Source organism: Pseudomonas parafulva (genome assembly GCF_002021815.1).
Taxonomy (GTDB): Bacteria; Pseudomonadota; Gammaproteobacteria; order Pseudomonadales; family Pseudomonadaceae; genus Aquipseudomonas; species Aquipseudomonas parafulva_B.
The window spans coordinates 3,797,922-3,808,757 of record NZ_CP019952.1 but is presented as its reverse complement, the minus strand read 5'-3'; the positions used below and the strand labels follow the sequence as shown (position 1 = coordinate 3,808,757).

At 59.4% G+C, this 10,836-nt stretch carries 9 protein-coding genes; 8 read left to right on the top strand and 1 reads right to left on the bottom strand.

Translation table 11 applies throughout. The annotated features are described in order from the left end of the window. Window positions 1-133: 133 nt before the first annotated feature. Window positions 134-1,687 (bottom strand): nitric oxide reductase transcriptional regulator NorR, encoded by a 1,554-nt coding sequence (gene norR, locus B2J77_RS17150; protein ID WP_058606010.1) that lies wholly within the window; start codon window positions 1,685-1,687, stop codon window positions 134-136. Window positions 1,688-1,841: 154 nt separating this feature from the next. Between norR and hmpA the strand changes: the two genes are divergently transcribed. The 8 genes from hmpA to alaC all read left to right on the top strand — a co-directional run bounded on the left by hmpA (window position 1,842) and on the right by alaC (window position 10,788). Then, on the top strand, window positions 1,842-3,020 hold the full coding sequence (hmpA, locus tag B2J77_RS17145; RefSeq protein ID WP_078479084.1) for an NO-inducible flavohemoprotein: 1,179 nt from the start codon (window positions 1,842-1,844) through the stop codon (window positions 3,018-3,020). A 382-nt stretch (window positions 3,021-3,402) separates the two neighbouring features. Next, complete coding sequence (locus B2J77_RS17140) at window positions 3,403-3,909, top strand: disulfide bond formation protein B (protein WP_058639705.1); 507 nt, start codon at window positions 3,403-3,405, stop codon at window positions 3,907-3,909. Window positions 3,910-4,464: 555 nt separating this feature from the next. Next, window positions 4,465-5,409 (top strand): ubiquinol oxidase subunit II, encoded by a 945-nt coding sequence (gene cyoA, locus B2J77_RS17130; RefSeq protein ID WP_058606012.1) that lies wholly within the window; start codon window positions 4,465-4,467, stop codon window positions 5,407-5,409. A 3-nt stretch (window positions 5,410-5,412) separates the two neighbouring features. After that, on the top strand, window positions 5,413-7,431 hold the full coding sequence (cyoB, locus tag B2J77_RS17125; RefSeq protein WP_058639706.1) for a cytochrome o ubiquinol oxidase subunit I: 2,019 nt from the start codon (window positions 5,413-5,415) through the stop codon (window positions 7,429-7,431). 3 nt (window positions 7,432-7,434) lie between these two features. Next, on the top strand, window positions 7,435-8,055 hold the full coding sequence (gene cyoC, locus B2J77_RS17120) for a cytochrome o ubiquinol oxidase subunit III (protein WP_058606014.1): 621 nt from the start codon (window positions 7,435-7,437) through the stop codon (window positions 8,053-8,055). Continuing rightward, window positions 8,055-8,387 (top strand): cytochrome o ubiquinol oxidase subunit IV, encoded by a 333-nt coding sequence (cyoD, locus tag B2J77_RS17115; protein WP_058606015.1) that lies wholly within the window; start codon window positions 8,055-8,057, stop codon window positions 8,385-8,387. Before cyoC ends, cyoD begins: the two co-directional genes overlap by 1 nt. A gap of 11 nt (window positions 8,388-8,398) precedes the next feature. Further along, a complete protein-coding gene (gene cyoE, locus B2J77_RS17110) occupies window positions 8,399-9,286 on the top strand; it encodes a heme o synthase (protein WP_058606016.1) in 888 nt (295 codons plus the stop codon). 293 nt (window positions 9,287-9,579) lie between these two features. Next, the gene (gene alaC, locus B2J77_RS17105) at window positions 9,580-10,788 is read left to right on the top strand and encodes an alanine transaminase (RefSeq protein ID WP_058639707.1); all 1,209 of its coding nucleotides are present in this window, start codon (window positions 9,580-9,582) and stop codon (window positions 10,786-10,788) included. Window positions 10,789-10,836: the final 48 nt, after the last annotated feature.

Genomic DNA, 10,836 nt, shown 5'->3' with positions numbered 1-10,836 from the left:
TGCTGCACCAGGTCCTCTGGAACGCGATGCGGCAGCCTCGACCGGTCAGTCGAGGCGTGGGCGTTTAGGAGATATAGCAGCCGTGTTCAGACCAACCAGAGGCTTTCTGGGTTAATCCTTTTGTGAGGCATCCCTAGCGAATGCCCAGCCGCCGGGCCAAGCGGCTGAGGTTCGCGCGGTCGAGTTCGAGCACTCTTGCGGTGGCTGCCCAGTTGCCCTGATGTTGATCCAGGCAGGCCTGAATCAACTGGCGTTGGTAGGTGTCCAGCGCTTGGCGCAGGCCTCCAGCACCCAGTTCCGGCACCGCCGTTTCATGGGCGGGGGCGAGCTGTGCAGGCAGCGAAGCAAGTGGCTGAAGATCCAGGTCGGCAGCGGTCAAGGACAAAATCCTGGGACGTACCGTTTGTCGGCCCAACGCCTTGAGCGCCGAGCGGCCGATCAGATGCTCCAGTTCACGCACGTTGCCCGGCCAGTCGTAGGACAGAAGTGCAGCCTGGGTGTCCGCGTCCAGACGTAGGCTGCTCAAGCCCAGGCGTGAGCGATTCTGTTCGAGGAAGTAGCCCGCCAGAAGTAGCACGTCGCGTGCTCGTTCCCGCAGAGGGGGGACATGCAGGGGATATACGCTCAGGCGGTGGTAGAAATCGGCACGCAATCGCCCGCTGCGCACCTCGGCGGCCAGATCGCGGTTGGTGGCGGCGATCAGGCGCACGTCGACGTGGTGTTCGCGGTCCGAGCCCAGCCGCTGCAACTGCCCGCTTTGCAACACGCGCAGCAGCTTGGCTTGTACGGCTAGCGGCAACTCGCCTACCTCGTCGAGAAACAGCGTGCCCCCATTGGCCAGTTCGAACTTGCCTCGGCGCTCTGCATGGGCGCCGGTGAAGGCTCCGCGCACGTGGCCGAACAGCTCGCTTTCCACCAGCGTGTCGGGCAGCGCTGCGCAGTTCAGGCTGATCAACGGCTTGTGGGCGCGGCTGCTCGCCTGGTGCAGGGCTTGGGCTACCAACTCTTTGCCCACCCCGGTCTCGCCGGTGATCAGCACGGTGAGGTCGCTGCTGCCCACCAATCGGATTTCCTCCAGCATGCGCTTGTGGGCCGGGCTCTGGCCGATCAGCTCTCGGTCCTGACCACTGGCCTGGCGATACACCTCTGCTCGCTGATGCTCGTTTTCTGCGCGCAGGGCCAGGCGTTCGATCCGCTCGGCCACGGTCACGGTGGCAGCGGCCAGGCTGGCAAAGGCTTGCAAGGCGTCGAGCTCCAGGCTCTGAAACTGGCCGGGCGTCAGGGCATCGAGGGTGACCAGCCCCCACGGGCGCTCATCGACCATCAAGGGGCAACCCATGCAGTCGTGAACCTCAAGGTCCACGTCCGGCGTATTGACCAGGCCATCGTAGGGGTCCGGCAGCTCGGAGTCGCTGGCAAAGCGGGTAGGGGAGGGGCTGCTCAACAGAATCTGAAAACGTGGGTGCTCACTGACCTTGAAGCGACGGCCAACGGTATCTGGGCTCAGGCCGTCCACGGCCAAGGGCACTAGCCATTGGCCATCGAGCCGGAGCAAGGCGGCAGCGTCACAGGGCAGCAGACTGCGCATGGCTTGCAGTAAACGGCGATAGCGCTCCTGATCGGGCAGGTCGCGGGACAGGTCGCTGACCAGTGGCAGCAAGGCGGTAAGCAATGGCTTGGTAGTCATAGGGACTCCTGTGTGTCTAATTGACTATAAGCCATCCTGTGTCATTTTGACATGCTAGGGCTTGAAGCCCCCGAATTTGCAGGGCCCTGGACTTGGCACGAATGGTGAAATGACCCAGGCATCATTCGAAGCCCATGGCTCAGGAGTTGCTGCAATGCTCAATGCCGAACAACGTGCGATCATCAAGGCCACCGTTCCATTGCTGGAAACCGGCGGCGAGACACTGACCACTCATTTCTACCAAATGATGCTCAACGAGTACCCCGAGGTACGTCCACTGTTCAACCAGGCGCACCAGGCCAGCGGTGACCAGCCGCGTGCCTTGGCCAATGGCGTGCTGATGTATGCCCGTCATATCGACCAGCTCGAACAGTTGGGCGGTCTGGTGGGCCAGATCATCAACAAGCATGTGGCGTTGCAGATCCTGCCCGAGCATTACCCGATCGTTGGCCGCTGCTTGTTGCGGGCCATTGAGGAAGTGTTGGGCAAGGACATTGCCACGGCCGAGGTGATCGACGCCTGGGGCGCAGCCTACGGCCAGTTGGCAGACATTCTCATCAATGCTGAAGAAAGCCTATACAAGCAAAAAGAAGAGGCCGACGGCGGATGGCGAGGGACCCGCGAGTTCCGACTGGCACGGCGAGTGGAGGAAAGCCGCGAAATCGTCTCTTTCTACTTCACCCCAGTGGACGGCAAGCCAGTGCTCAAGGCCGAACCTGGGCAGTACATCGGCCTGAGGCTGATGATCGATGGTGTAGAGCATCGTCGCAACTATTCGCTTTCCGCGTTGTGCGACGGTGGTGAATATCGGATCAGCGTCAAACGCGAATCGGGTGGCACGGTCTCCAACTACCTGCATGACCACCTGATGGTAGGTGACACCCTCCAATTGTTCCCACCAGCCGGTGATTTCACACTGGCCGCCAGTGACAAGCCGTTGGTGCTGATCAGCGGGGGCGTGGGCATAACGCCTACCCTGGCCATGCTAGAGGCGGCCTTGCCGACCGGCCGGCCGGTGCACTTCATTCACTGCGCGCGCAACGGGCAGGTGCATGCGTTTCGCGAGTGGCTCGACACCCAGGCAGCGCAGCACCCGCAACTCAAGCGTTTCTACTGCTACGCCGAAGCGGATGATGCCGCCCACGCCAATGCCGTGGGCTTGCTGGACCAGCATCTGCTGGGCGAGTGGCTCCCTCGTGAACGCGACGTGGACGTCTACTTCCTCGGGCCGAAGCCCTTCATGGCCGCGGTCAAACGCCAGCTTCTGGCCCTGGGCGTGCCCGAGCGGCAGACCCGCTACGAGTTCTTCGGGCCGGCCGCGGCGCTGGTGTAAGCGTTTTAACGCCTAGTGACTATATATAAAGAAGCGTAACGGCTACGCGATGGTCGGCCGTCATCAGGGGCTGCAAAGCAGCCCCTCGCCGTGCTCACGAAATCCGTCAGGGCAATGCTTGAGTCCTGCGTTAATCCTGCATTAACCCAGCTGCCATTCACTCCTGCTGAACGAGAAGCAGGCGGCAACTGCGGCCTGTCCGGTAGCTTCACTTTTTTGCTGCCCCTCGTTGAACCGTCCTGCCAACGCCCGGTCAGAGCCACACCCCATTGTCGCCTGGAATATGTATCCATGAAGGCGAAGCGCCCAGGCAACCGGCGTCTGTGTAGAATTGCGCCAGGCTGGCGGACTACGCTGCGACTATCCATCCAAGGAACCGGCAATGAATGATCAAACATCGCGCCTGAATCGGGAACGGCGCTTTCTGGTACTGTTGGGCCTGATCTGCGTTTCGCTGATCGGTGGCGCCCTTTACATGCAGGTGGTGCTGGGCGAGGCGCCATGCCCGTTGTGCATTCTTCAGCGCTATGCGCTCCTGTGCATCGCCGTCTTCGCATTCCTGGCCGCAGCCATGCCCGGGCGACGCAGCCTGACCTTCTTCGAGGCACTGGTCGTGGTCAGCGCCATTGGCGGAATCATTGCAGCCGGCAACCATGTGTATATACTCGCCAACCCCATGGTCAGTTGTGGCATCGATACGCTGCAGCCCATCGTCGATGACTTGCCCTTGGCCAAGGTCTGGCCGCTGGCGTTTCAGGTGGACGGTTTCTGCAGCACGCCTTACCCACCGGTGCTGGGCCTTTCACTGGCGCAATGGGCGTTGATCGCCTTCGTCCTGACGGCGTTGCTGGTGCCACTTGGCATCTACCGCAACCGTCGCCGTCCTTAGACAAAAGTCCCTGAATACGACAAGGTTTTCGCGGGCTTCATCGAGGTACGAAAACCCCTGGCAAGTTGATCCAGATCAAGCTGTAGCCCTTGCTGGATGCGGGTTGCAGGGCTATAGCCAGGGGTGCGACAAAGTGTCGCGAAGTTGAATTTTTCGGCGCTATTGTTACAGAACCTGTAAAGGACTGTTGCTCAATAAGTCATAGTCAAGGGTTGGCGACCTATCTACAATCGCCCCCAATTTCCGTTCGGCACTGCTTGCAAGTCGCAGGATTGAAGGAAGCCCCAGCGCTCCTTTTTGCTGACTTCGTCAAGTTTCGCCCAACGGCGATACCGGGCGGACCCCCCTCCGCGTTTTCCGCACCAAATGGAATTGGTCTGCTATACAGGCCTTTGCCTACAAAACCAAAAGCACCGCTAACTCGCTTGAAGCCAAGGTCCTGCAGTCGGGCCCAGGCAGGAGCGGGTACGGGCGCGCAATGCCTCACTTGGTTGGACGAAGTGTTGGCTACCAAACACCAATTGCATTGAAGCAAGCTGATCTAGAGGTCGTGAGATGAGTAAAAAGCGTTACCCCAGACTGTTTGGCATATTGCCCTTTTTAGGCATGCTTTTACTCAGTGGGTGCAACTGGACCCTGCTCGACCCGAAGGGACAGGTCGGCATTGAGCAAAAGAACCTGATCCTGATCGCAATCGGCCTGATGCTGCTGGTCGTCGTGCCAGTCATCATCATGACCGTGGTGTTCGCCTGGAAGTATCGCGCTTCCAACAAGGCAGCCACCTACACCCCGGACTGGTCGCACTCGACCAAGATCGAGGCTGCGGTGTGGATCATCCCGATCCTGATCATCATCGTGCTGGGTTACGTGACCTACAAGTCCACCCACAAGCTCGACCCGTACCGTCCTCTGGATTCCGACGTGAAGCCCGTGCAGATCGACGTCGTCGCGCTAGACTGGAAGTGGCTGTTCATCTACCCGGAACAAGGTATCGCCACGGTCAACAAGATCGTCTTCCCGGCCAATACCCCGGTCAACTTCCGCGTCACTTCCGACGCCGTGATGAACTCGTTCTTCATCCCGGGCCTGGGTGGCCAGATCTATGCCATGGCGGGCATGACCACCAAGCTGCACCTGATCGCCAACGAAAACGGCGTGTTTGACGGTATCAGCGCCAACTACAGCGGTGCTGGCTTCACCGGCATGAAATTCAAGGCTACTGCCACGTCCCAGGAAGACTTCGAGAAGTGGGTCGCCGAAGTCAAGCAGTCGCCGAAGAAGCTGGACAAGGCCGAATACGAAGCCTTGGCCAAACCAAGCGAAAACAACCCAGTCACGCTGTATAGCGAGGCCTCGCCTGACCAGTTCCAGCTGATCGTCGACAAGTACGAAGGCATGAACCGCGGTCGTTCGAGCCACGAAGAAGCTGGCAGCAAAGACCTGGCCACTACCAAGGGTGTGGAATCGAGTATGCAACCAGCTGCCGGTGCAGAGGAGTAAGAGATGTTCGGTAAATTAAGCCTGGAGGCGATACCCTATCACGAGCCGATAGTCATGGTGACACTCGCCATAATCGCGCTCGGTGGTATCGCTGTCGTTGGTGCAATCACCTACTTCCGCAAGTGGTCCTACTTGTGGACCGAGTGGTTGACGACCGTCGACCACAAGAAAATCGGGGTGATGTACATCATCGTCGCGATGGTCATGCTGCTGCGCGGCTTTGCCGACGCCATCATGATGCGGACCCAGCTGGCTGTTGCCACCGGTGGTTCCGAAGGCTACCTGCCGCCTGAACACTATGACCAGATCTTCACCGCCCACGGTGTGATCATGATCATCTTCATGGCGATGCCATTCTTCACCGGCCTGATGAACCTTGCGGTTCCTCTGCAGATCGGTGCACGTGACGTGGCCTTCCCGTTCCTGAACTCCCTGAGCTTCTACCTGCTGCTGGCAGGCGTGCTGCTGGTGAACATCTCGCTGGGCGTTGGTGAATTCGCCAAGACCGGTTGGGTTGCCTATCCGCCGCTCGCGGGCATTCAGTACAGTCCGGGCGTGGGTGTCGACTACTACATCTGGGCGCTACAGCTCTCAGGATTGGGTACGACACTGACAGGCGTGAACTTCCTCGTCACCGTGATGAAGATGCGCGCACCTGGCATGAAGCTGATGGACATGCCTATCTTCACCTGGACCTGCACCTGGGCAAACGTCCTGATCGTGGCTTCGTTCCCGATCCTGACCGCTGCACTGGCACTGCTGACCGTTGACCGTTATCTGGACTTCCATATCTTCACCAACGAGCTTGGTGGGAACCCGATGATGTACGTCAACCTGTTCTGGGCGTGGGGTCACCCTGAGGTTTACATCCTGATCCTGCCGGCCTTCGGCGTGTTCTCGGAAGTCACCTCCACCTTCGCCGGCAAGCGTCTGTTCGGCCACCACGCGATGATCTACGCATCGGGTGCGATCGCTGTTCTGGGCTTTGCGGTTTGGCTGCACCACTTCTTCACCATGGGTGCCGGCGCCAGCGTCAACACCTTCTTCGGCCTGGCGACGATGCTGATCTCCATCCCGACGGGTGTGAAGCTGTTCAACTGGCTGTTCACCATCTACCAGGGCCGTCTGCGCTTCACCGCGCCGATCCTCTGGACCCTGGGCTTCATGATCACCTTCTCCATCGGTGGCATGACCGGCGTTCTGCTGGCTGTACCGGGTGCTGACTTCGTGCTGCACAACAGCCTGTTCGTGATCGCCCACTTCCATAACGTGATCATCGGTGGTGCGGTATTCGGCTATATCGCCGGCTTCGCCTACTGGTTCCCGAAAGCCTTCGGTTTCACCCTGAACGAGAAGTGGGGCAAGGCTGCCTTCTGGTTCTGGATCTCGGGCTTCTACGTGGCGTTCATGCCGCTGTACGCACTGGGCTTCATGGGTATGACCCGTCGTCTGAACCACTCGGACAACCCACTGTGGGAACCCTACCTGTACGTTGCCGTGGTTGGTGCCGTGCTGATCCTGTTCGGTATCGCCTGCCAGCTGATCCAGCTGTTCGTATCGGTTCGCGATCGTCACCAGAACCTGGACGTGACCGGCGACCCATGGGGCGGCCGTACCCTGGAATGGTCGACTTCCTCGCCACCTCCGTTCTACAACTTCGCCCACATGCCTGAGAAGGTTGGCCTGGATGCCTGGCACGAAGCCAAGGAAGCCGGTGTTGCCTACAAGGTGCCGGGCAAGTACGAAGCGATCCACATGCCGAGCAATACCTCTACCGGTTTGTTCATGGGTCTGTTCCTGACCATCTTCGGCTTCGCTTTCATCTGGCACATCTGGTGGCTGGTCGGCGCAAGCCTGGTTGCAACCATCGCTGTCTTCGTTCGCCACGCTGCGCGTGACGACCAGGGCTACATGGTTCCGGCCGAAGAAGTGGCGCGCATCGAAGGCGAGCGCATGAAAGCGTTGGCCAATGCAGGTGCTCTGCCTGCCGGTGCACGTGTCGAATCGTTTGAGCGGGTGTAATCAATGTCCAGTCAAGTAATGCACGGTGCTCATGGTCACGACCATGGGCACGACGATCACCACCACGACTCGGGCCAGATGACCGTACTGGGCTTCTGGCTGTACCTGATGACCGACTGCATCCTGTTTGCGTCGCTCTTCGCCACCTACGCGGTGCTGTCCGGCAGTTTTGCCGGCGGCCCGTCGGGTCATGACATCTTCCAGCTCGATTTCGTAGCTGTTGAAACGTTGTTCCTGCTGCTGTCCTCGATCACCTTCGGCTTCGCCATGCTGAAGATGTTCGCCGGTAACAAGGCAGGCGTCCTGGGCTGGTTGGCTGTGACCTTCCTGTTCGGTGCAGGCTTCATCGCGATGGAAATCTACGAGTTCCATCACCTGATCGGCGAAGGCTTCGGCCCGAACCGCAGTGGCTTCCTGTCGGGCTTCTTCGCCCTGGTGGGCACCCACGGTCTGCACGTGACGGCTGGTCTGATCTGGATGGCAATCATGATGTACCAGATCAACAAGCACGGCATCACGCCGACCGCCAAGACCCGCATGAGCTGCCTGAGCCTGTTCTGGCACTTCCTGGACGTGGTCTGGATCTGCGTATTCACCGTCGTCTACCTGCTGGGGGTTCTGTAATGGCTAACGCACACGACACTCATCACGAAGGCAGCCACGGCAGCGTCAAGTCGTACATGATCGGTTTCGTCCTGTCGATCATCCTGACCGCGATCCCGTTCGGCCTGGTGATGTTCCCAAGCCTGCCGAAGAACCTGACCGTTCTGGTCGTTGTGGCCATGGCCGTGATCCAGGTGGTGGTACACCTGGTGTACTTCCTGCACATGGACCGCTCGAAAGGGCAACGCAACAACGTATCGACGTTCCTGTTCACCGTCATGGTGATCGCGCTGCTGGTTGGCCTGTCGCTGTGGATCATGTTCAGCATCCACGCCGAAATGCTGGCCAAGTGAGGTAAGACTGCATGTCCGTTAAGCACTTTATCCAAATCACCAAACCGGGGATCATTTTCGGTAACGTGCTTTCCGTGGCAGGCGGTTTCTTCCTTGCCGCGAAGGGCCATGTGGACTTCGCCCTGCTGCTGGCAGTGGTCGTTGGTACTTCCCTGGTGGTGGCGTCCGGTTGTGCATTCAACAACTGCATCGACCGCGACATCGACCAGAAAATGGAGCGCACCAAGAACCGCGTGATGGTACAGGGTGGCATGTCACTGCCCCTCGCGCTGATCTATGCCACCCTGCTTGGGGTGGCGGGTTTCAGCTTGCTCTACGTCCAGGCCAACCCCTTGTCCGCGTACTGCGCACTGATCGGCTTCGTGGTCTATGTGGGCTTCTACAGCCTGTGGCTCAAGCGTAAATCGGTGCACGGCACCTTGGTCGGCAGCCTGTCCGGTGCCATGCCGCCTGTCATTGGCTATTGCGCTGTCAGCAATAACTTCGACCTGGCGGCTGTGACCCTGCTGGTGATGTTCAGCCTTTGGCAGATGCCGCACAGCTTTGCCATCGCCATCTTCCGCTTCAAGGACTACAGTGCCGCAAACATTCCGGTATTGCCGGTGGCGCGCGGCATCCTGGCTGCGAAAAAACAGATCGTGCTGTATGTGCTGGCATTCGTGCTTGCGACCTTGATGCTCACCCTCGGCGGTTACGCCGGCCTCGGCTACATGGCCGTGGCAGCTGCCATGGGCCTTTACTGGCTGTACATGGCATGGGGTGGCTACAAGGCCGAAGATGACAGCAAGTGGGCACGCAAAGTGTTTGGCTTTTCCATCCTTACCGTCATGGCCTTGAGCCTGATGATGGGTGTGGACAGCCAGACGGCTGCTGACGTGCTGATGACCTACGCACGCTGAAACCACGCCTGCTTCACGAAAACCCCGGCCTGTGTGCCGGGTTTTTTTTTGCCTATGCGGGGCCTGTCGCTGGTAAGTCAGGTGACGTGCCCGGTACACAAGTTTTCGTTTTTGGCTTACCAGCATGCGGTTATCCGTGTTCAGCTGGCAAAAAATGCACCTGAATAAATCCAAAAAAACAGTAAATTACCCTTTACAAGCCGTCTCTATCGGCATTATCTTCTGAATCAGGCCGCCCCATGCGGCCAGCGTCGCTCGGACGGTTCCGGGCGCTTACGTTTTCAGAGGAAACCATGGCTAATCCAAGTTTGCCGCGCCGCTTTGCGCGCATCGATCGTCTCCCGCCCTACGTCTTCAACATCACTGCCGAGCTCAAGATGGCTGCCCGCCGCCGTGGCGAGGACATCATCGACCTGAGCATGGGTAACCCCGATGGCGCCACGCCGCCGCATATCGTCGAGAAGCTGGTGCAGGTCGCTCAGCGCGAGGATACCCATGGCTATTCCACATCCCGCGGCATCCCACGCCTGCGTCGCGCCATCTCGAACTGGTACAAGGAGCGCTACGAGGTCGACATAGACCCTGAAGAAGAGGCTATCGTCACCATTGGCTCGAAAGAGGGCCTGGCACACCTGATGCTGGCCACCCTGGATCAAGGCGATACGGTACTGGTGCCCAACCCCAGCTACCCAATTCATATCTACGGCGCTGTGATCGCCGGAGCCCAGGTGCGTTCTGTTCCGCTTGTGCCGGGCGTGGACTTCTTCAACGAGCTTGAGCGGGCCATTCGCGAGTCCATCCCCAAGCCCAAGATGATGATTCTCGGCTTCCCGTCCAACCCGACCGCCCAGTGCGTGGAGCTGGACTTCTTCGAGCGCGTGGTGGCATTGGCCAAGCAATATGGCGTGCTGGTGGTGCACGACCTGGCGTATGCCGACATCGTGTACGACGGCTGGAAAGCGCCGTCTATCATGCAGGTGCCTGGCGCCAAGGACATTGCGGTGGAGTTCTTCACCTTGTCTAAAAGCTACAACATGGCCGGCTGGCGGATCGGCTTCATGGTCGGTAACCCCGAACTGGTCAACGCCCTGGCGCGCATCAAGAGTTACCACGATTACGGTACTTTCACGCCTTTGCAGGTGGCTGCCATCGCAGCGCTGGAAGGGGATCAGCAGTGCGTACGGGATATTGCCGAGCAGTACCGTCAGCGTCGCAATTTGCTGGTCAAGGGCTTGCACGAGTTGGGCTGGATGGTCGAGAACCCCAAGGCGTCCATGTACGTCTGGGCCAAGATCCCGCCTGAGTATGCACACCTGGGTTCGCTCGAGTTTTCCAAGAAACTCCTCGCCGAGGCCAAGGTGTGTGTTTCGCCAGGTATCGGCTTTGGCGACTATGGTGACGACCATGTACGGTTCGCCCTGATCGAAAACCAGGATCGGATCCGTCAGGCCATTCGCGGGATTCGCCAGATGTTTCGGGCTGACGGGCTGGCGCGCAAGTAGCCCTCGACGGCCTGCCGCTGGTTTTTCCGGCGGCAGCGCTGCGCTCAC

Excerpts from the sequence above, each read along its gene's own strand:
- norR (WP_058606010.1), bottom strand. The coding sequence starts at position 1,687 with ATGACTACCAAGCCATTGCTTACCGCCTTGCTGCCACTGGTCAGCGAC.
- cyoA (WP_058606012.1), top strand. The coding sequence starts at position 4,465 with ATGAGTAAAAAGCGTTACCCCAGACTGTTTGGCATATTGCCCTTTTTA.
- B2J77_RS17140 (WP_058639705.1), top strand. The coding sequence starts at position 3,403 with ATGAATGATCAAACATCGCGCCTGAATCGGGAACGGCGCTTTCTGGTA.
- alaC (WP_058639707.1), top strand. The coding sequence starts at position 9,580 with ATGGCTAATCCAAGTTTGCCGCGCCGCTTTGCGCGCATCGATCGTCTC.
- cyoB (WP_058639706.1), top strand. The coding sequence starts at position 5,413 with ATGTTCGGTAAATTAAGCCTGGAGGCGATACCCTATCACGAGCCGATA.
- hmpA (WP_078479084.1), top strand. The coding sequence starts at position 1,842 with ATGCTCAATGCCGAACAACGTGCGATCATCAAGGCCACCGTTCCATTG.
- cyoD (WP_058606015.1), top strand. The coding sequence starts at position 8,055 with ATGGCTAACGCACACGACACTCATCACGAAGGCAGCCACGGCAGCGTC.
- cyoC (WP_058606014.1), top strand. The coding sequence starts at position 7,435 with ATGTCCAGTCAAGTAATGCACGGTGCTCATGGTCACGACCATGGGCAC.
- cyoE (WP_058606016.1), top strand. The coding sequence starts at position 8,399 with ATGTCCGTTAAGCACTTTATCCAAATCACCAAACCGGGGATCATTTTC.